This is a genomic window from Streptomyces sp. NPDC008238 (genome assembly GCF_042956445.1).
In the GTDB taxonomy this organism is placed as follows: domain Bacteria; phylum Actinomycetota; class Actinomycetes; order Streptomycetales; family Streptomycetaceae; genus Actinacidiphila.
This window is the reverse complement of record NZ_JBIBGK010000002.1, coordinates 639,239-659,050: the sequence shown is the minus strand read 5'-3', so window position 1 is coordinate 659,050 and position 19,812 is coordinate 639,239. Positions and strand designations below refer to the sequence as shown.

At 70.9% G+C, this 19,812-nt stretch carries 20 protein-coding genes; 15 read left to right on the top strand and 5 right to left on the bottom strand.

Annotation, left to right across the window (positions count from 1 at the left end; genetic code table 11):
• Nucleotides 1-86 precede the first annotated feature (86 nt).
• From map to truA, 9 genes are all read left to right on the top strand, one after another.
• Complete coding sequence (gene map / locus ACFZAU_RS07875; protein ID WP_018558888.1) at nt 87-923, top strand: type I methionyl aminopeptidase; 837 nt, start codon at nt 87-89, stop codon at nt 921-923.
• A gap of 153 nt (nt 924-1,076) precedes the next feature.
• Complete coding sequence (infA, locus tag ACFZAU_RS07870) at nt 1,077-1,298, top strand: translation initiation factor IF-1 (RefSeq protein ID WP_003956442.1); 222 nt, start codon at nt 1,077-1,079, stop codon at nt 1,296-1,298.
• 27 nt (nt 1,299-1,325) lie between these two features.
• On the top strand, nt 1,326-1,439 hold the full coding sequence (gene rpmJ / locus ACFZAU_RS07865) for a 50S ribosomal protein L36 (RefSeq protein ID WP_003956441.1): 114 nt from the start codon (nt 1,326-1,328) through the stop codon (nt 1,437-1,439).
• A 189-nt stretch (nt 1,440-1,628) separates the two neighbouring features.
• Nucleotides 1,629-2,009 carry a 30S ribosomal protein S13 gene (gene rpsM, locus ACFZAU_RS07860; protein ID WP_089226450.1) on the top strand — a complete coding sequence of 127 codons (381 nt, stop codon included), beginning with the start codon at nt 1,629-1,631 and terminating at the stop codon, nt 2,007-2,009.
• Between the two features lie 65 nt (nt 2,010-2,074).
• The gene (gene rpsK / locus ACFZAU_RS07855) at nt 2,075-2,479 is read left to right on the top strand and encodes a 30S ribosomal protein S11 (RefSeq protein ID WP_003956432.1); all 405 of its coding nucleotides are present in this window, start codon (nt 2,075-2,077) and stop codon (nt 2,477-2,479) included.
• A gap of 36 nt (nt 2,480-2,515) precedes the next feature.
• A complete protein-coding gene (gene rpsD / locus ACFZAU_RS07850; protein WP_499513434.1) occupies nt 2,516-3,142 on the top strand; it encodes a 30S ribosomal protein S4 in 627 nt (208 codons plus the stop codon).
• A 106-nt stretch (nt 3,143-3,248) separates the two neighbouring features.
• A complete protein-coding gene (locus tag ACFZAU_RS07845; RefSeq protein ID WP_361800610.1) occupies nt 3,249-4,271 on the top strand; it encodes a DNA-directed RNA polymerase subunit alpha in 1,023 nt (340 codons plus the stop codon).
• 81 nt (nt 4,272-4,352) lie between these two features.
• Complete coding sequence (rplQ, locus tag ACFZAU_RS07840) at nt 4,353-4,856, top strand: 50S ribosomal protein L17 (protein WP_499606452.1); 504 nt, start codon at nt 4,353-4,355, stop codon at nt 4,854-4,856.
• Between the two features lie 72 nt (nt 4,857-4,928).
• The gene (gene truA / locus ACFZAU_RS07835) at nt 4,929-5,786 is read left to right on the top strand and encodes a tRNA pseudouridine(38-40) synthase TruA (RefSeq protein WP_499606453.1); all 858 of its coding nucleotides are present in this window, start codon (nt 4,929-4,931) and stop codon (nt 5,784-5,786) included.
• A 45-nt stretch (nt 5,787-5,831) separates the two neighbouring features.
• On the opposite strand, the gene ACFZAU_RS07830 is transcribed toward truA, so the two are convergent.
• Complete coding sequence (locus ACFZAU_RS07830) at nt 5,832-7,682, bottom strand: hypothetical protein (protein ID WP_500551488.1); 1,851 nt, start codon at nt 7,680-7,682, stop codon at nt 5,832-5,834.
• 25 nt (nt 7,683-7,707) lie between these two features.
• Nucleotides 7,708-8,748, bottom strand: a complete 1,041-nt coding sequence (locus ACFZAU_RS07825; protein ID WP_500551487.1) for a hypothetical protein — start codon at nt 8,746-8,748, stop codon at nt 7,708-7,710.
• 65 nt (nt 8,749-8,813) lie between these two features.
• Between ACFZAU_RS07825 and ACFZAU_RS07820 the strand changes: the two genes are divergently transcribed.
• From ACFZAU_RS07820 to glmM, 4 genes are all read left to right on the top strand, one after another.
• Nucleotides 8,814-10,436, top strand: a complete 1,623-nt coding sequence (locus tag ACFZAU_RS07820; protein ID WP_500551486.1) for an ATP-binding cassette domain-containing protein — start codon at nt 8,814-8,816, stop codon at nt 10,434-10,436.
• Between the two features lie 323 nt (nt 10,437-10,759).
• Nucleotides 10,760-11,206 (top strand): 50S ribosomal protein L13, encoded by a 447-nt coding sequence (gene rplM / locus ACFZAU_RS07815; RefSeq protein ID WP_089229083.1) that lies wholly within the window; start codon nt 10,760-10,762, stop codon nt 11,204-11,206.
• 40 nt (nt 11,207-11,246) lie between these two features.
• Complete coding sequence (rpsI, locus tag ACFZAU_RS07810; protein ID WP_319140461.1) at nt 11,247-11,747, top strand: 30S ribosomal protein S9; 501 nt, start codon at nt 11,247-11,249, stop codon at nt 11,745-11,747.
• Between the two features lie 145 nt (nt 11,748-11,892).
• Nucleotides 11,893-13,251: a phosphoglucosamine mutase gene (gene glmM, locus ACFZAU_RS07805; protein WP_500551485.1), complete on the top strand. Its 1,359-nt coding sequence runs from the start codon at nt 11,893-11,895 to the stop codon at nt 13,249-13,251.
• A gap of 19 nt (nt 13,252-13,270) precedes the next feature.
• On the opposite strand, the gene ACFZAU_RS07800 is transcribed toward glmM, so the two are convergent.
• From ACFZAU_RS07800 to ACFZAU_RS07790, 3 genes are all read right to left on the bottom strand, one after another.
• On the bottom strand, nt 13,271-14,218 hold the full coding sequence (locus tag ACFZAU_RS07800) for a DUF389 domain-containing protein (protein WP_500551484.1): 948 nt from the start codon (nt 14,216-14,218) through the stop codon (nt 13,271-13,273).
• 28 nt (nt 14,219-14,246) lie between these two features.
• Nucleotides 14,247-15,224 carry a type I pantothenate kinase gene (gene coaA, locus ACFZAU_RS07795; RefSeq protein WP_500551606.1) on the bottom strand — a complete coding sequence of 326 codons (978 nt, stop codon included), beginning with the start codon at nt 15,222-15,224 and terminating at the stop codon, nt 14,247-14,249.
• Between the two features lie 171 nt (nt 15,225-15,395).
• Nucleotides 15,396-17,957 carry a YfhO family protein gene (locus ACFZAU_RS07790; protein ID WP_500551483.1) on the bottom strand — a complete coding sequence of 854 codons (2,562 nt, stop codon included), beginning with the start codon at nt 17,955-17,957 and terminating at the stop codon, nt 15,396-15,398.
• A gap of 370 nt (nt 17,958-18,327) precedes the next feature.
• Here ACFZAU_RS07790 and ACFZAU_RS07785 point away from each other — a divergent pair, with 370 nt between their 5' ends.
• Nucleotides 18,328-19,302: a glycosyltransferase family 2 protein gene (locus ACFZAU_RS07785; protein WP_499606460.1), complete on the top strand. Its 975-nt coding sequence runs from the start codon at nt 18,328-18,330 to the stop codon at nt 19,300-19,302.
• Nucleotides 19,302-19,694 carry a GtrA family protein gene (locus ACFZAU_RS07780; protein ID WP_500551482.1) on the top strand — a complete coding sequence of 131 codons (393 nt, stop codon included), beginning with the start codon at nt 19,302-19,304 and terminating at the stop codon, nt 19,692-19,694. Before ACFZAU_RS07785 ends, ACFZAU_RS07780 begins: the two co-directional genes overlap by 1 nt.
• Nucleotides 19,695-19,812: the final 118 nt, after the last annotated feature.

Sequence of the window (19,812 nt, the reverse complement as noted above, 5' to 3'; positions counted from 1 at the left end):
GCGTGACCGTTGCGGCCGCGGTGTCCCCCAGGACCCCGCGGCCGTACCGTTGAGGTATCCCGTGGGACGAAGGAAGGCCAGGACCGATGGTGGAGATCAAGACCCCCGAGCAGATCGCGAAGATGCGCGCGGCGGGCCTGGTCGTCGCGGCGATCCACGAGGCCACCCGTGAGGCGGCCGTACCCGGGGCCACCACCAAGGACCTGGACGACGTGGCCCGCAAGGTCCTCGCCGACCACGGGGCCAAGCCGAACTTCCTCGGCTACGGCGGCTTCCCCGCCACCATCTGCACCTCGGTGAACGACGTGGTCGTCCACGGCATCCCGGACACCGCGACCGTCCTGAAGGACGGCGACGTCATCTCGATCGACTGCGGTGCCATCGTCGACGGCTGGCACGGCGACGCCGCGTACACCGCCTTCGTCGGCAGCGGTCACGCCCCGGAGCTCGTGGAGCTGAGCCGGGTGACCGAGGAGTCCATGTGGGCCGGCATCGCCGCCTTCCGCAAGGGCGACCGGCTGGTCGACATCTCCCGTGCCATCGAGACGTACATCCGGCGGCAGCCGAAGCCCGGCGGCGGCAAGTACGGGATCATCGAGGAGTACGGCGGCCACGGCATCGGTTCGCAGATGCACATGGACCCCCACCTGCTGAACTACGTCTCGCGCAAGCGCGGCAAGGGCCCGCGCCTGGTGCCGGGCATGTGCCTGGCCATCGAGCCCATGGTCAGCCTGGGCACCCCGCTCACCCATGTCCTCGAGGACGAGTGGACGGTCAAGACCGACGACGGCACCTGGTCCTCCCACTGGGAGCACTCCGTCGCGCTGACCGAGGAGGGCCCGCTGGTCCTGACCGCCCGCGACGGCGGCAAGGCCAAGCTGGCGGAGTACGGGATCACGGCCGCGCCGGACCCGCTCGCCTGAGCGCCCCCTCCGTACCGCTTAACGATCTTCGTTCGGGGGCATACACCCCGGATTCGTCTTTCAGGAACGGCTGGCGTAGACTGTCACGTCGGCTCGCGAATGCCTTCAGGCATGCCAAAAGCCGACCAAGGTAGCCGATCCCGAAAGCAGGACATGGCCAAGAAGCAAGGCGCCATCGAGATCGAGGGCACCGTGATCGAGTCTCTGCCGAACGCTATGTTCAAGGTGGAGCTGCAGAACGGTCACAAGGTCCTCGCGCACATCAGTGGCAAGATGCGGATGCACTACATCCGCATCCTTCCCGATGACCGAGTCGTTGTGGAGTTGTCTCCCTACGACCTCACGCGCGGACGGATCGTCTACCGCTACAAGTAGATCTCACGACCCGGAGAACCTGATTCCATGAAGGTCAAGCCGAGCGTCAAGAAGATCTGCGACAAGTGCAAGGTGATCCGCCGCCACGGCCGGGTCATGGTCATCTGCGACAACCTGCGCCACAAGCAGCGCCAGGGCTGACGCACGCCGACCTGCACCTCGCAGTTCTTCGCGCGACGCGAGCAACACATGTACATACGCAGCACCCGTCCGGCCGGAGAGCCTCCGGCTGACGGCACCTCCGGCGGGGGCCGGAGACCTGATCCGTACCTCGTACGGCGGTCAGGAACGGTGCTGCGGAAGACCCCCGGACACCACAGGAGCCATTGAATGGCACGCGTTTCAGGTGTCGACATCCCGCGCGAAAAGCGTGTGGAGGTCGCCCTCACCTACGTCTTCGGCATCGGCCGCACCCTGGCCCAGGAGACCCTCGCCGCCACCGGCGTGAACCCGAACACCCGGGTCCGCGACCTGGACGAAGAGGACCTGGTCAAGATCCGCGAGTACGTGGACGCCAACATCAAGACCGAGGGTGACCTCCGTCGCGAGATCCAGGCGGACATCCGTCGCAAGGTCGAGATCGGCTGCTACCAGGGCCTGCGCCACCGTCGCGGCCTGCCGGTCCACGGCCAGCGGACCCACACCAACGCCCGCACCCGCAAGGGCCCGCGTCGCGCCATCGCCGGCAAGAAGAAGCCGGGCAAGAAGTAGTCCTCAGCGGACGCTCGTCAGCGGTCTTCGCTGTAGGACCGACCACCTCCCGTAGGAGTTAGTAGATGCCCCCCAAGGGTCGTCAGGGCGCTGCCAAGAAGGTGCGCCGCAAGGAAAAGAAGAACGTCGCTCACGGCCACGCGCACATCAAGAGCACGTTCAACAACACCATCGTCTCGATCACGGACCCGTCCGGCAACGTGATCTCCTGGGCCTCCGCCGGCCACGTCGGCTTCAAGGGCTCGCGCAAGTCGACCCCGTTCGCCGCGCAGATGGCCGCCGAGTCGGCCGCGCGTCGCGCGCAGGAGCACGGCATGCGCAAGGTCGATGTGTTCGTCAAGGGCCCCGGCTCCGGCCGTGAGACCGCGATCCGCTCCCTCCAGGCCACCGGCCTCGAGGTCGGCTCGATCCAGGACGTCACTCCGACCCCGCACAACGGATGCCGCCCGCCGAAGCGCCGGCGCGTCTGATCAGCAATCCGCTGAGCAGGTAGGAGAAAAACAGGAATGGCGCGTTACACCGGGGCCGACTGCAAGCGTTGCCGTCGGGAGAAGCAGAAGCTCTTCCTCAAGGGGAGCAAGTGCGAGAGCGCGAAGTGCCCGATCGAGATCCGTCCTTACCCCCCGGGTGAGCACGGACGCGGGCGCACCAAGGACAGCGAGTACCTGTTGCAGATGCGCGAGAAGCAGAAGTGCGCGCGCATCTACGGTGTCCTTGAGAAGCAGTTCCGCGGGTACTACGTGGAGGCGAACCGCAGGTCCGGCAAGACCGGTGAGAACCTGCTCCGCATCCTGGAGTCCCGGCTGGACAACGTGGTCTACCGGGCGGGCTTCGCCAAGTCGCGCGATCATGCGCGGCAGCTGGTCCGTCACGGCCACTTCCTCGTGAACGGCGTCAAGACCGACATCCCGTCGGCCCGTGTCGTCGCGAACGACATCGTCGAGGTCCGTGAGTCCTCCCGCAACCTGACGCCGTTCGCGGTGGCCCAGGGGGAGGCAGGCGAGAGGACCGTCCCGGCCTGGCTGGAGGCGATCCCCTCACGTCTGCGGATCCTCGTGCACAACCTGCCCGAGCGCCCGGTGATCGACACCCAGGTGCAGGAGCAGCTGATCGTCGAGCTCTACTCGAAGTAGCAGGGCTCACGGTCCCGGGCGGTGCGGCACAGCTTGTGCCGCGCCGCCCGTACCCTTGAAGCCTCGGCATCAAATAGTGGGTGCCGGAGACTGGAGGCAATACCCCATGCTGATCGCTCAGCGCCCCTCGTTGACCGAAGAGGTCGTCGACGAGTTCCGCTCCCGGTTCGTGATCGAGCCGCTGGAGCCGGGCTTCGGCTACACCCTCGGCAACTCGCTCCGCCGCACGCTCCTCTCCTCGATCCCGGGTGCCGCCGTCACCTCGGTCCGGATCGACGGCGTCCTGCACGAGTTCACCACCGTGCCGGGCGTCAAGGAGGACGTCACCGACCTCATCCTCAACATCAAGTCCCTGGTCGTCTCCTCGGAGCACGACGAGCCGGTCGTGATGTACCTGCGCAAGCAGGGCCCGGGTGTGGTCACCGCCGCCGACATCGCGCCCCCGGCCGGTGTCGAGGTGCACAACCCCGACCTCGTCCTGGCCACGCTGAACGGCAAGGGCAAGCTGGAGATGGAGCTGACCGTCGAGCGCGGTCGCGGCTACGTCTCCGCCGTGCAGAACAAGCAGCAGGGCCAGGAGATCGGCCGCATCCCGGTCGACTCCATCTACAGCCCGGTGCTCAAGGTCAGCTACAAGGTCGAGGCGACCCGTGTCGAGCAGCGCACCGACTTCGACAAGCTGATCGTCGACGTCGAGACCAAGCCCGCGATGCGTCCCCGTGACGCCGTGGCCTCGGCCGGCAAGACCCTCGTCGAGCTGTTCGGTCTCGCCCGCGAGCTGAACGTCGACGCCGAGGGCATCGACATGGGCCCGTCCCCGACGGACGCCGCCCTGGCGGCGGACCTCGCGCTCCCGATCGAGGAGCTCGAGCTCACCGTCCGTTCCTACAACTGCCTCAAGCGCGAGGGCATCCACTCCGTGGGCGAGCTCGTGGCGCGCTCCGAGGCGGACCTGCTCGACATCCGCAACTTCGGTGCGAAGTCGATCGACGAGGTCAAGGCGAAGCTGGCCGGCATGGGCCTGGCCCTGAAGGACAGCCCGCCCGGATTCGACCCGACCTCCGCCGCCGACACCTTCGGTGCGGACGACGACGCCGACGCCGGCTTCGTGGAGACCGAGCAGTACTGATGAACTGCCTCCAGGCGTCCGCCTGGGGGGTTCCTGACACCGGTACCTGACACGGCCGGTGCAGATCTGAGGAGAAACACCATGCCGAAGCCCGCCAAGGGTGCCCGTCTGGGCGGCAGCGCCGCGCACGAGCGTCTGCTTCTCGCGAACCTCGCGAAGTCGCTGTTCGAGCACGGTCGCATCACCACCACCGAGGCCAAGGCGCGCCGTCTGCGTCCGGTCGCGGAGCGCCTGATCACCAAGGCGAAGAAGGGCGACATCCACAACCGTCGCCTGGTGCTGCAGACGATCACGGACAAGGGCATCGTCCACACGCTCTTCACCGAGATCGCCCCGCGGTACGAGAACCGCCCGGGTGGTTACACCCGCATCACCAAGATCGGCAACCGTCGCGGCGACAACGCGCCGATGGCGGTCATCGAGCTGGTGGAGGCGCTGACCGTGGCCCAGCAGGCCACGGGCGAGGCGGAGGCCGCGACCAAGCGCGCGGTCAAGGAGTCCGAGGCCAAGACCGAGGCTCCGGCCGAGGTCGAGGACAAGGCCGAGGCCACCGAGGCTCCGGCCGAGGAGTCCAAGGACGCCTGACGTCCCGACCGGACGGGCCCGCACCCAGATCGCTGGGGGCGGGCCCGTCCGCGTGTTTGAGAGGATCTGCGGGTGAGTGTGGCGAGCGATGAGGTGGAGCCCGGGTACGTCCGGGTGCGGCTGGACCTGGCGTACGACGGGGCCGAGTTCTCCGGGTGGGCGAAGCAGCGCAGCAGGCGGACCGTCCAGGGAGAGCTGGAGTCGGCCCTGCAGACGGTGCTGCGGCTGCCCGATCCGGTCGAGCTGACCGTCGCCGGTCGTACGGACGCGGGTGTGCACGCCCGGGGACAGGTCGCGCACGTCGACCTCCCGGAGGAGGTCTGGGAGCGGGAGGGCGACAAGCTGCTGCGCCGGCTGGCCGGACGGCTGCCTTGGGACGTACGGGTGTGGAGGGTCTCGCGGGCCCCGGCCGGCTTCAACGCGCGCTTCTCCGCGATCTGGCGCCGCTACGCCTACCGTGTCGGCGACCACCAGGGCGGGGTGGATCCCCTGCTGCGGGGGCACGTGCTCTGGCACGACCGACCGGTGGACGTCGAGCTGATGAACGAGGCGGCGCGCAGGCTGCTCGGCGAGCACGACTTCGCGGCCTACTGCAAGAAGCGGGAGGGCGCGACGACCATCCGCACCCTCCTGGAACTGCACTGGGTACGGGACGCCTCCGGCCTGGCCGTGGCGACCGTACGCGCCGACGCCTTCTGCCACAACATGGTGCGCGCCCTGGTCGGGGCGATGCTGCTGGTCGGCGACGGGCACCGGCCGGCCGGCTTCCCCGGCGAGGTCCTGGCGGGACGGGTGCGGCACTCGGCGGTCAACGTGGTGCGGCCGCACGGGCTGACCCTGGAGGAGGTCGGCTACCCGGCCGACGAACTGCTGGCCGCGCGCAACCGCGAGGCCCGCAACCTGCGCACGCTGCCGCTGCCGCGGGCCTGAGCGGCGGCCGGGGCCGCGCCGCACCGGGTCATCTGCGGCGGCGGCTCATCCGCGGCGGCGCAGTGCCGTGACCACCTGGGTGAGGACGTAGCCGGAGCCCAGGGAGGTCAGCACCAGCGGGACGGGGCGGAGCCGGTCGTGGAAGGCGCCCCACCAGGAGAAGCAGGCGGCGGGGACGACCAGCAGCACGTACAGCGCGCGCGTCGCCCACCAGCGGCCCGGCAGGCGCACCGGAGTGCCCCGCGGGGGGAGCGGCATGCTGCCCTGCTCCGTGGTGAGGGTGTCCCTGACCCCGGAGAGGAAGCCGCGCGGGGCGAGTACCCGGGCCCCGGGGACGCCGTCGAGCGCCGCCTGGCGTTCACCGAACCCCTCCGGCAGCGCCGGCAGGCCCAGTGCCGTCACCGTGTCCGCCAGCCGCCGCCCCGGGGCGTCCATGCCGCGCAGCAGCGCCGTGAGGGGCCGGGCGTCGCGGACGCCGTAGGCCGCGGCGAGGGCGGCGGCCGTGGCACCGGCGGTGTCCAGGGACGGCACGGGCGCGCCCGGCGCCCATTCGTGCGCGGCGACCTTCCGGCCCTTGGCGTACAGCGTGATCCCGTACCGGTCGCCGGAGCGCTGCAGGACCACGGCAGGCCACTTCTCGCCCGCCGTGAAGAGGTCGACGGCCCCGGCCAGGCTGCCCTCCCCGGTCAGCTCGACATGGGTGAAGCCCGCTCCCGCAGGGGCCAGCCGCAGCCCGGTCCGGCACAGCAGCGCCGCCTGCGCGACGGAGGTGAGGGGCGCGGAGGCCACCGCCAGGGTGCGCGGCGCCCAGTCGTGGCCGCCGGCCGGGACGGGGACCGCGGGCGGGGTGCCGAAGAACGGGGTGCGGGTGGCGACCTGCATGCGCACCCCGGTGCGGAAGTCCAGGAACTCCTGGCGGGGGTCGGCGCCCAGGTGGGCCCACGGGAAGCCCGTGGCGTGCACGCCGATGTCGCGGAAGACGCGCAGCGCCTCCTGCCACCGGCCTGCGCGCACCAGCATCAGCGCCAGGTGGTTGCGGAACTCCGCCGCCTCCGGGTCGCCCGGGTCGTACCAGCCGGACAGTTCCAGGGCGCGGTCCACGGCGGCGGCGACGCGGGCCGGCTCGACGGCGTCCGCGCCGGACGCGTCGTCGGTGGTGGTCCCGCGCGCGACGATCTCGTACTCGACGGCGGCGAGCAGCGGCAGCGCGTTGATCTTCGAGCCGGGCAGGGCCTCCTCGGCGGCCTGCTCGGCGAAGTCGAACATCTCGTGGTGGGTGCCGTACCACTTCGCGCACAGATACTGCAGCGCGGAGGCGTGGCAGCCGTAGTGGTGCGGGGCGCGCTCGACGGCCTCGGCCCAGTACGCGTCGAAGATCTCCCGCGAGGACTGCATCCCGCGCGCGTGGGTGAGCGCGACGCGCCACGGGACGGGGTCGGCGGGGTTGAGCTCGGCGGCGGCGCCGATCACCGGAACCGCGTCCTTGAGCAGCGTGAAGAAGGCCTTGAACTGCTCCGGCGAGACCTGCGAGGCCCGGGCGCCGCTGCGTATCTCCCAGGCCTGGTGGACGCGCAGGTCGGCCTTGACCAGGCTCGCGTCCGGGTCCTCCGGGGCGGCGGCGAGCCAGGCGTCCAGCCAGCCGGGGTTGTGGAGGGCGAACTGCGCCAGCTCGGAGACGTAGGTGTCGCGCAGCTCCCACTGGCAGCCCAGCCGGGTCGCGGACAGCAGCTCCCGGGCGGGCCCGTGGTCGCCGCCGCCCGCCGCGGCGAGCGCGCCGCGCAGCGGGAGGTCCGGGACGTCCAGGACGACGGCCTCGTCCGGCGGCAGGCCGGCCCCGACGGCGGCGCCGTGGCGGAGCATGCGGGGCAGGGTCAGCAGCGTACGCAGGGAGGGCATGCCGTTCCGGTCCGGTGGGGTGGGGTCAGTTGGCCGGTGGGGCGGCCTCGGAGGCCATCGCGGCGTCGGCCTGGTCCCTGCCGCGCTGGACGATGCGGTTGAAGGCGTAGTTGAAGCCGTCCTGGCCGGCCTGGCGGGAACCGTCCGAGTTGGTCGCGGCCTTGCCGCCCTTGGGGCCGGCGATGGTGAAGTAGGCGTAGCGGCCCACGGCGCCGGACTTGGACCAGCACGCCACGCCGTGGCAGAAGTCGGCGACGCCGCCGCCGTTCAGCGGGCTCAGGAACTTGTTGGTCCGGGCCACCTTCTTGGCGGTGGCCGCGTCCTTGAACACGGCCACGCCGACGGTGACCGCGGAGCCGCCGCGGGTGTACGTGACGCGCATCATGCGGGTGCAGCCGTTGCGGTCGAGGGCGGTGGCCAGCGAATCGGTCGCGGCGTCGGCGCAGTCGCGGTTCTCCTTGGTCGCGGTCTTCACGTAGGAGCGGCCGCCGGAGTAGTCCAGCTTCTTGCCGGGGAAGAGGGTGCCGGCGCCGAGCGGGGCGGTGTCCTTGGCGGCGGTGGAGAGGAAGTCCAGCGGGCCGTAGGTCGGGCCGGGGGACACCTCGGAAAAGGAGGGCTCGGGCGGCAGGGCGACGTCGGAGGCGGGGGCCGAGGCGGTCGCGGTGGGGGAGGGGGCGGGGCTGCCACCGGAGCTGACCACGGCGACCGTGACGATCCCGGCGACGGCCGCGGCGGCCAGGACGCCGCCGCCTATGAGGAGCAGCCGCCGGCGGCGCCTGGCGCCGGCCTCCGCCTCGTCGGCGAGCGCCGACCAGTCCGGCTGGTCGCCGGCACGCGGCGCGTACTGCGGCTGGGAGGGGCCGCGGGTGCCCTGCCCGGCCTGCGGCGGCGCCCAGTCCGGCGGCGGGGTCCAGGCGGGTTGCTGTGGCTGGTGGTCGGGGCCGCCGACGACCTGGCCGCGGAGCACCTGGCGCTGCTCCCCGGGGGTTCCCGGGACGCCTTGCTGTCCCGGCGGTGCGGTCCATCCCTGGTTCGGGTTGTACGGCTGCTGCGGCCCGTCAGTCATGGCGCGGATTCTATAGAGGAGAAAACCAGTTTGGCGGTGGGCGACCGCGCTACGAGAATCCAGGCATGGGACATGTGGACGTTGCGCATCTGGAGTACTACCTGCCGGACGGCCGGGTGTTGCTGGGCGACGTCTCGTTCCGGGTGGGCGAGGGCGCCGCGGTGGCCCTCGTCGGGGCGAACGGCGCCGGCAAGACGACCCTCCTGCGGCTGATCTCCGGGGAGTTGAAGCCGCACGGCGGCACGGTCACGGTGAGCGGCGGGCTGGGCGTCATGCCGCAGTTCGTCGGCTCGGTACGGGACGACCGCACCGTACGGGACCTGCTGGTGTCCGTGGCGCCGCCGCGGATCCGCGAGGCCGCCGCGGCCGTCGACGCCGCCGAGCTGGAGATCATGGCGCAGGACGACGAGGCCGCCCAGCTGGCCTACGCGCAGGCGCTCAGCGACTGGGCGGAGGCCCGCGGCTACGAGGCGGAGACGGTCTGGGACATGTGCACCACGGCCGCGCTGGGCGTGCCCTACGAGCGGGCCCAGTGGCGCGAGGTGCGCACGCTGTCGGGCGGTGAGCAGAAGCGGCTGGTGCTGGAGGCGCTGCTGCGCGGCACCGACGAGGTGCTGCTGCTGGACGAGCCGGACAACTACCTCGACGTCCCCGGCAAGCGCTGGCTGGAGGACCAGCTGGAGCAGACCAGGAAGACGGTGCTGTTCGTCTCGCACGACCGGGAGCTGCTGGCCCGCTCCGCCGAGAAGATCGTCAGCGTGGAGCCGGGACCGGCCGGCTCGGACGTGTGGGTGCACGGCGGCGGTTTCGCCACGTACCACGAGGCACGGCGGGAACGCTTCGCGCGCTTCGAGGAGCTGCGGCGGCGCTGGGAGGAGGAGCACGCCCGGCTGAAGAAGCTCGTGCTGACCCTCCGTCAGCAGGCGGCGATCAGCCCCGACATGGCCTCCCGCTATCGCGCCGCGCAGACCCGGCTGCGGAAGTTCGAGGAGGCGGGCCCGCCGCAGGAGCCGCCGCGCGAGCAGGACATCCGCATGCGGCTCTCCGGCGGGCGCACCGGCCTGCGCGCCGTCACCTGCGCGCGGCTGGAGCTGACCGGGCTGATGAAGCCGTTCGACCTGGAGGTCTTCTACGGGGAGCGGGTGGCCGTCCTCGGCTCGAACGGCTCGGGCAAGTCGCACTTCCTGCGGCTGCTGGCCGGGGATCCCGGCGTCCGCCACACGGGGGAGTGGAAGCTGGGCGCGCGCGTCGTGCCGGGCCACTTCGCGCAGACGCACGCGCATCCGGAGCTGATGGGGCGCACCCTCGTCGACATCCTGTGGACCGAGCACGCGCGCGACCGCGGCAAGGCGATGTCCGCGCTGCGGCGCTACGAGCTCGACCGGCAGGGCGACCAGCGCTTCGACCAACTGTCGGGCGGGCAGCAGGCACGCTTCCAGATCCTGCTGCTGGAGCTCGCCGGGGCGACGGCGCTGCTGCTGGACGAGCCGACCGACAACCTGGACCTGGAGTCGGCGGAGGCCCTGCAGGAGGGTCTGGAGGCGTACGACGGGACCGTGCTCGCGGTCACCCACGACCGCTGGTTCGCCCGCAGCTTCGACCGCTACCTGGTCTTCGGCTCGGACGGGCTCGTCCGGGAGGTTCCGGAGCCGGTGTGGGACGAGACCCGGGTCGTCAGGGAGCGGTGACCGGGGCCGGGGCCGGGCGCGGAGAAGGAGCCGGGGCCGGGCGCGGAGCCGGGGCCCGCGGGACGGGCGCACGGGCGGGGGCGGCGGGTGCTGGCGCGCCCCTGCACCGGCTGTTTTGACCCGAACGGGCAGCCGCGGGTATTCTGCAGGTTCGTTATGCGTATTGGCTTGCTCGTTCTCACGTGAGAGGCCGCTACGCCGGTTCACCGGGCCGATGACCAGCGTTCGCCCTGCGGTATGCGTCGCCGCAGGCGATAGGGCTGTCGTGATCGTCCGGGTGGCCTTGTCAGTACCCACTCACTGAAGAAGCGAAGGCTACGACCGTGCGTACGTTCAGCCCCAAGCCCGGCGATGTCCAGCGCCAGTGGCACGTCATTGACGCGCAGGACGTCGTCCTGGGCCGTCTGGCGTCCCAGACCGCGTCCCTCCTGAGGGGCAAGCACAAGCCGATCTATGCGCCTCACGTCGACACCGGTGACTTCGTCATCATCATCAACGCCGACAAGGTGCACCTCTCCGGCAACAAGAAGCAGCAGAAGCTCGCCTACCGCCACTCGGGCTTCCCGGGCGGTCTGCGCTCCGTCCGTTACGACGAGCTGCTCGACAAGAACCCCGAGAAGGCCATCGAGAAGGCCGTCAAGGGCATGCTGCCCAAGAACAGCCTGGGCCGCCAGATGCTCTCGAAGCTGAAGGTGTACGCGGGTGCGGAGCACCCGCACGGCGCCCAGCAGCCGGTTCCGTTCGAGATCAGCCAGGTCGCGCAGGGCTAGTCCCGGCCACCACCGACACAGAAAGCATCTGAGGAGCATCGTGGCCGAGACCACCCCTGAGACCCCTCTCGTCGAGGACGGCGAGATCGTGGAGACCATCGAGATCCCGGAGGAGTACACCTCCGAGTCCCTCGCCTCCCGCTTCGGCGAGCCCCAGCCGGCCGCCGGTACGGGCCGCCGCAAGGAGTCCGTCGCCCGCGTCCGGATCATCCCGGGCTCCGGCAAGTGGACGATCAACGGTCGCACCCTTGAGGAGTACTTCCCCAACAAGGTGCACCAGCAGGAAGTCAACGAGCCGTTCAAGATCCTTGAGCTCGACGGCCGTTACGACGTCATCGCCCGCATCAACGGCGGCGGCATCTCCGGCCAGGCCGGTGCGCTGCGCCTGGGCGTCGCCCGTGCGCTGAACGAGGCGGACGTCGACAACAACCGCGGCCCGCTCAAGAAGGCCGGCTTCCTGACCCGCGACGCGCGCGAGATCGAGCGCAAGAAGGCCGGTCTGAAGAAGGCCCGCAAGGCGCCGCAGTACAGCAAGCGCTAAGCATCGCGCGCGCTGCATTGCACGTACGCCCCGGAGGCACTTTGTGCGTCTCCGGGGCGTACGCGTTTCGGGGGGTATAGACGTATAACCGGATGAACGCCCGAAGCGTACGGGGCGGAGCACGGCAACATCTCGGAGGAAAGACGTGGGACGACTTTTCGGTACGGACGGTGTGCGCGGTGTCGCGAACGCGGATCTGACGGCCGAGCTGGCGCTCGGACTGTCGGTCGCGGCGGCGCACGTGCTCGCCGAGGCGGGCACGTTCGAGGGCCACAAGCCGGTGGCGGTGGTGGGACGGGATCCGCGCGCGTCCGGAGAGTTCCTGGAGGCCGCCGTGGTGGCCGGGCTCGCCAGCGCCGGCGTCGACGTGCTGCGGGTGGGCGTGCTGCCGACCCCGGCCGTGGCCTACCTCACCGGGGCGCTCGGCGCCGACCTGGGCGTGATGCTCTCCGCGAGCCACAACGCGATGCCCGACAACGGCATCAAGTTCTTCGCCCGGGGCGGCCACAAGCTCGCCGACGAGCTCGAGGACCGCATCGAGTCCGTCTACGAGGAGCACCGCACCGGCGCCCCCTGGGACCGCCCCACCGGCGCCGGCGTGGGCCGCGTGCGCGAGTACGACGAGGGCTTCGACCAGTACGTCGCCCACCTGATCGCCGTCCTGCCGCACCGCCTGGACGGTCTGAAGATCGTCCTGGACGAGGCCCACGGCGCCGCCGCCCGCGTCTCGCCCGAGGCCTTCGCCCGGGCCGGCGCCGAAGTGATCACCATCGGCGCCCAGCCGGACGGCCTCAACATCAACGACGGCTGCGGCTCCACCCACCTGGAGCTGATCAAGGCCGCCGTCATCGACCACGGCGCGGACCTCGGCATCGCGCACGACGGCGACGCCGACCGCTGCCTGGCCGTGGACCACCAGGGCAACGAGGTCGACGGCGACCAGATCCTGGCCGTCCTGGCCGTCGCCATGCGCGAGGCGGACCGGCTGCGCAAGAACACCGTCGTCGGCACCGTGATGTCCAACCTGGGCTTCAAGCTCGCCATGGAGCGCGAGGGCATCGGCCTCGTCCAGACCGCCGTCGGCGACCGCTACGTGCTGGAGTCGATGAAGGAGCACGGCTACGCGCTCGGCGGCGAGCAGTCCGGCCACGTGATCATCCTCGACCACGCCACCACGGGCGACGGCACCCTCACCGGCCTCATGCTGGCCGCCAGGATCGCCTCCACCGGGCGTTCGCTGACCGAGCTGGCGGCTGTCATGGAGCGGCTGCCGCAGGTCCTGGTCAACGTCCGGGACGTGGACAAGAGCCGCGTCGAGTCCTCCACCGAGCTGTCCGCCGCCGTGGCCGAGGCGGAGGCCGAGCTCGGCACCACCGGCCGGGTGCTGCTGCGCTCCTCCGGCACCGAGCCGGTGGTCCGCGTCATGGTCGAGGCCGCCGACATCGACCACGCCCGCTCCGTGGCCGGCCGGCTCGCCGACGCCGTGAAGTCCGCGCTCGGCTAGACCGGCACGGCCGGGCCGGCTAGGAAGCGCGCGACACCGAACGCCGCCTGCGCTGCATCGCCCAGAAGCCCTTCTGGGCGAGCAGCGTCAGGACGCCGGCGATGACGATGCCCGCCAGGTTGACGCCCAGCTGAGCCGAGGAGCCCCACAGCTCGCGGTAGTCGCCGTACGACAGCGCGAGGGCGGCGTTGGCGGCGGCCGGGACGGTGGTCACCGAGATCGCCACCCCGACCAACGCACCGGACTTGGCGGACGTCAGCGAGAGGATCCCGGCGATCCCGGCGAGGAAGGCCACCACGAAGGAGCTGGCGTCCGGCTGCCAGATGAAAGCGGTCGACGGATGCGGCGCCGTGAAGTCGTCCACGCTGAAGACGCCGAGGACGTCCATCAGGTAGTTGAAACCGCCGGTGAGCACCATCGCCACCGGGAAGCCCACCACCAGCGCCACCAGCGAGCGCCGGGCCAGCCGTCCGCGGCGCTGGACCAGGCCGGTGCACACACCGGCCAGCGGCCCGAACTCCGGGCCCACCACCATCGCGCCGACGATCAGGATCGCGCTGTCCAGCATCACCCCGCAGGCCGCCAGCATCGTCGCCAGGGCCAGGAACGCCAGATAGGTGACGGTGAGGGTGGACTCCTCGTGGGTGGCGTCGGTCAGCGACTCCCACAGCACGGCGTCCGCGCCCTCACCGGGCGCCTCCTCCTCGGCCCTGTCCGCGCTGTCCGACAGTGACAGGTCGATGTGCTCCACCGCGATGGAGCCCGCCTCGGCGACACCCATGCGCCGCAGGGCCCGCAGCAGTTCGTCACCCGCCTCGCGCGCGACGTCGCACATGACGATGTCCCCGCGTGGGTCGCGGGCCGCGCCGGGCAGCACCGCGACGTGGGTGGCGCCGACGGTTCCCTCGACGAGGGAGAGGACCTCGTCGGTGCTCCCCTGCGGGACGATCATCCGAAGATGCAGCATGCGGGGCAGGCTATCCCCGGCCGGCGCACTACAGCTTGCGCAGGGAGAGCTTCTGCACCTTGTGGTCGGGGCCCTTGCGCAGGACCAGGGTGGCCCGGCCGCGGGTGGGGAGCACGTTCTCCAGCAGGTTGGGCTGGTTGATCGCGCGCCAGGTGTGGCGGCCGTACTCCATGGCCTCCTCCTCGGAGACCTCGGTGTAGCGGTGGAAGTACGACAGCGGGTTCTGGAAGGCGGTCTCGCGCAGCTCGCGGAAGCGCGCCAGGTACCACTGCTCGATGTCCTCGGTGCGCGCGTCCACGTACACGCTGAAGTCGAAGTAGTCGGCGAGCGCGACCCGGGTGCGGCCGTCCTTGCCCGGCAGGGCGGGCTGCAGGACGTTCAGGCCCTCCACGATGAGGATGTCCGGCCGCCGGACCACCAGCTCCTCGTCCGGCACGATGTCGTAGATCAGGTGCGAGTAGACGGGCGCACGCACCTCGTCCTTGCCGGCCTTCACGTCGGCCACGAAGCGGGTCAGCGCGCGCCGGTCGTACGACTCGGGGAAGCCCTTGCGGGACATCAGCCCGCGGCGCTGGAGTTCGGCCTTGGGCAGCAGGAAGCCGTCGGTGGTGACCAGCTCCACCCGCGGGTGCTCGGGCCAGCGGGCGAGGAGCGCCTTCAGGATGCGCGCCGTGGTCGACTTGCCGACCGCGACGCTGCCGGCGACGCCGATGACGAAGGGGGTGCCGGCCTGCGAGCGGCCCTCCCCGGTGTCGTCGAGGAAGGTGTTGACCGCGCCGCGCAGGCCGTGGGTGGCGCCGACGTAGAGGTTGAGCAGTCGCGACAGCGGCAGGTAGACGTCGATCACCTCGTCGAGGTCGATGACGTCGCCGAGGCCGCGCAGCCGCTCGACCTCCTCCGCGGTGAGCGGCAGCGGCGTGCGGTCGCGCAGCGCGCTCCACTCGGCCCGTGTCAGGTCGACGTAGGGAGTCGCCTCCGACCTGGGCCGGTGGGCGCTTTGGGGCATCGAGGAGACCGGTGTGATCACAGTCCATTGTTAACGGAGTTTGAACGGGACCGCGGAGTGGGGTGCGTCACGCGAAGGAGCGGACGACGCCACGGGCCGGTGCCGCCAGGAGGTGCGGGTCGCCCTAGTGGTGGCGGGCGACGGCGCCCGCCACCACGACGGCATGCGGCCCTATGCCGAGGTCAGACTCTGCGCGGGCCTGGCGGCCGGGGTGCCGGACGGGTCGTCCGGGGCCGACTGCCCTCGCCGGCCCCGGAGCCGGCGCAGCAGCACCGGCCAGGCCAGGACCAGCAGCGACCCCCCGGCGGCCGCCGAGCCCAGCCGCAGCCCCGGCGGTCGGAAGTCGCAGCTGATCCGGGTGGCGTCGCCGTCCAGCGGCACCGAGATCAGGCCGAGGTAACCGTCGGCCGGCTTCGCCTCACCGTCGCCGGCGGCGCACTGCCAGCCGGCCGTCCGCGGGACGGCGATCACGGCCGTGCCCGTACTCCCGGCGGGCAGTTCGGCCTCCAGACCGCTGCCGCTGACCTGGATGTCGGTGGCCCCGGTGGCCTTGAGCCGCTGTACGGCGGCGGCGAGGCGGGCCGGGTCCAGGCAGCCCACCGGCTGCTCGGGCAGCACGCCTGACCCGGCGGCACTCAGCTCGACGGTGAGCGGGGTCGTCCCCGTGGCCGTGCCGAGCCGTCGCATCGCGGCGCCCAGCTGCGGCGGCTTGCCACGGAACTTCGCGGCCGGTCCGCCGGAGAGCTGCGCGGTCCCGGTGTAACCGGGGGCCCACAGGTACACCTCGCTGCCGGACGGGCAGGAGAAGGTGAGCCGGTCCGTGACCCCCGCGTCGGCCCCACTGCCCCCGGAGAGCTTGTAGCCCTGGTCGGCGGTGCGGGCGGGGGCCTGGCCGTCGGCCGGGCGGACCGAGACGCCGGGAAGGGTGTAGACCTGCGCGCCGAGCAGCTGTTCCTGGTTGCGGAAGGCCGACCGGCCGAAGGCGGGGGGCTGCTCGGACGGCCGCACGGTGACCAGCGGCGGCACGTCCCTGCGGGTGACCGTCATGGTGTCGGGGTGCACCCGGGCGCCGACCGAGAAGATGACGTCGGTGACGGGGTTGTCCAGGCTCTGCGGCGACCGGCCGAGCGCGGACCAGCCTCCGCCCAGGGAGAACAGGGTCCGGCTGAGCGCGATCGAGGTGAGGCTGCTGTAGTACTGGGCCCCCTGCCCACCGACGACCAGCGGATCGTTGCCGACGCCCTGGGGGAGACCGGGGTCGGTGCGGTACCGCGGCCAGCCGTCCGCCTCGGCCACCAGCTGACTCTGGCGTTCCTGGTACTCCCCCCACACCGGGTGGCTGGGGAACTTGTGCTGCCGCGCCTGGGCCGCGTAGTCCGCGCTGACGGCGGCCTGTCCGAGCTGCGACCCCAGGAGCAGTACGGCCGCGGACGCCACCAGGAACCGGCGGGGCCGGCGGGCGGTCAGGCCCAGCAGCACCACGGCGCCTGCCGCGGCCGCGGTGCCCGCGACCAGGGTGGGCACCGTCCAGCTGCTGATGAGCTCGCTCCGCATGGCGCCCGCGGTGATCAGCGCCAGCGCCCCCAGACCGCCGAGCAGCGGCCGGAAGCCCGGTACACCGTGCGCGAAGGCCTGCCAGGCAGCGATCACCAGCAGCCCGCTGAAGATGAACGCCTGCCGGTAGGCGCTGCCGTTGGGCGTGCTGAAGGCATGCCAGGCCAGATGGGTGGGCCCCCACTGCATGGACGCCACCATCCCCACGACCAGCAGGCTCCACACCACCCGTACGCGTGCGGGAACCGCGCCGTTGAACGGCAGGCACAAGGCGAGGAGCAGCACCGCGGTACCCACGTAGACGGCGGGATCCAGCGAGCTGTAGGTGGCCGGGAGCATCCGGGCGAGTACGTCCGTCCAGCCCCGGGGCGAGAACTCCCTCACCGATCCGGGATAGGCGTGCCGGGTGCCCAGCGCGATGGTGAACAGCAGCGGCGCGGACAGACCGATGCCGAGCGCCGTGGTGAGTGCGGCGCGCAGTACGGCCGTGCAGCGCTCCTTGAGCGTGGTGTCGCTGAGCAGCAGTTGGGCGATGAGCACCAGGCCGGCGCCGATGGTGGCCATGTACGCGGTGTAGAAGTTGGCGATCCAGACGACCGCGACCAGCGCCGTGCCGAGCAGTCGGCGACGGCCGTGTCGCGCCCACTCCCCGACCAGGCACAGCACCGGGAATCCGATCAGTCCGTCCAGCCACATGGGGTTGATCGCGCCCTGGAAGAGCGACCAGCCGCACAGCGCGTACCCGGAGCCCAGGACCGCCGCCACCCAGCCGCGGCCGCGCCTCATGGAGAGCAGCAGCCAGGCCATCGCGGCCGCGGCGACGGCCAGTTTGAGCACGGTGATCGCGTAGAGCGCCAGGTCGATCCGGTCCCGCGGGAAGAGCACGACCAGCAGCGCGAAGGGGCTGCCCAGATAGGTCCCCACGTCGGGCAGAGAGCTGGAGCCGTAGCCGGACTGCCAGTTGACCGGCAGGCCGCCGTCCGTGCGACCGTGCAGGAGGTCCCACAGCCAGGTGTGGAAGGGGACGAACTGGTTGGCGAGGTCGATCACACTGCGGGAGCGGGGTCCGAAGGGGAAGCTCCGGGCCAGCGCGTCACCGACGCAGATGGCGACGGCCGTGAGCAGCGCGGCGAGTCCCGCGGCACGCAGGCGCTCCCTGTCCGGCGTCCGGATTGACATCTGGCCCCTTTCGCTCCCGACGGCCTTCCGGAATAACGGACGCCGCTTATACGGGCGCGCACGTACGAAGACCGGACCGATCGCCCGAAAATCGGACTGATCCCGGGGATGCTAGCAGCACGATTAAACCGCCTGGCGCGCTCCACATCGCACCGCGGCAGGGGGACGACGTGCGGGGTGCCGGGCCGGCCGGAGGTGCCGGTGTCCTTGTTCAATAAGTGGACTTGCTTTCGTTACCCACCGCACATCCTCGGCGGGTACACAGGGCACCCTGTCGGTCCGTCGGGCCGATTTCGCCGCCGCCCCCGTAATTGGACTCGTGTTACGGTCGCTGCGCACTTGGCCCAGTAGCACGCTTGGAGCGAGAAGCATGCTCATATCCGTCGTGGTTCCGTGCTTCAACGAAGAGGACGTCATAGCCCGCTTCCATGACCATCTGGTCATGGAACTCGCGATGATCGGCCATGACTTCGAAATCGTCTACGTGGACGACGGAAGCCGGGACCGGACCCTCTCCATCCTTGAGCAGCTGGGCGACCGGGACGGTCATGTGCGGTTCGTCTCCTTCAGCCGCAACTTCGGCAAGGAGGCGGCCATGCTGGCGGGGCTGCAGCACGCCTCCGGCGACGCCGTCGTGATCATGGACGCGGATCTGCAGCACCCGCCGGAGCTCATCAGGCGCATGGTCGACCTGCACGCCGACGGCTACGACCAGGTGATCGCCAAGCGGACCAGGGAGGGCGACCGGGTCACCCGGACGATCGCCGCCCGTGCCTACTACCGGCTCATCAACCGCCTGGTCGACGTGGAACTGGTCGACGGCGTCGGTGACTTCCGGATGCTCTCCCGCCGCGCGACGGACGCGGTGCTCGAGCTCACCGAGTACAACCGCTTCTCCAAGGGCATCTTCGCCTGGGTGGGATTCTCGACCGCCACTTTCGAGTACCAGAACGCCGTGCGCGAGCAGGGCCGCAGCAAGTGGACGTTCGGCAAGCTGCTCAACTACGGACTCGACGGCCTGCTGTCCTTCAACAACAAGCCGCTGCGCATGGCGCTGTATCTCGGCATGCTGCTGCTTTCCGTCGCCTTCGCCTACGCCGCATGGATTGTCGGTAGCGCGTTGGTTAACGGAGTGCGAACTCCTGGATATGTCACGCTCGTGGTGGTCATCACGGCGCTCGCGGGTGTACAGATGGTCATGCTGGGAGTGGCCGGCGAATATGTCGGCCGAATTTACTACGAGGTCAAGCGGCGCCCGCACTATCTGGTGAAGGCCGCCAATGTCGCCTCTGCGCGGACCGGGAGCCGGAACTCGCCGGAGGTGCAGAAGGAACTGGTCCGCTGATGCTCGGCCAGCTCATCCGGTTCGGGATAGTCGGAGTCGCGAACACCGGCGTCTACTACGGCCTGTACCTGTTGTTCCTGCTGCGGCTGCCCTATGTGGCGGCGCACGTCCTGGCCTTCGTGCTCAGCATGATCGGTTCCTACTTCCTGACGACCTGGTTCACCTACCGGACCCGGCCGAGCTGGCGGACCTTCCTGCTCTTCCCGCTCACCAACCTGGCCAACTTCGTGGTCACCACCGGCGGCCTCTACCTGTTGGTCGACGTGCTGCAGGTGGGCAGCTGGTACGCGCCGCTCATCGCCTCGGGGGCGGCCGTGCCGATCACCTTCATCGTCTCCCGCATGATCATGGTCCGGCCCGGGGTCGAGCCGGTCGGCGGCCAGGCGGTCTGAGGCACGGCACCGCCGTACGGGAGGATCCGCGCCCGCCGCTGCGATCCCCGGCTCACCAGGGTTCGTACCCGTGGGAAATTCCGATGTCGGGCAGGCTCCGGCAGGTCCGGGCGCCGGC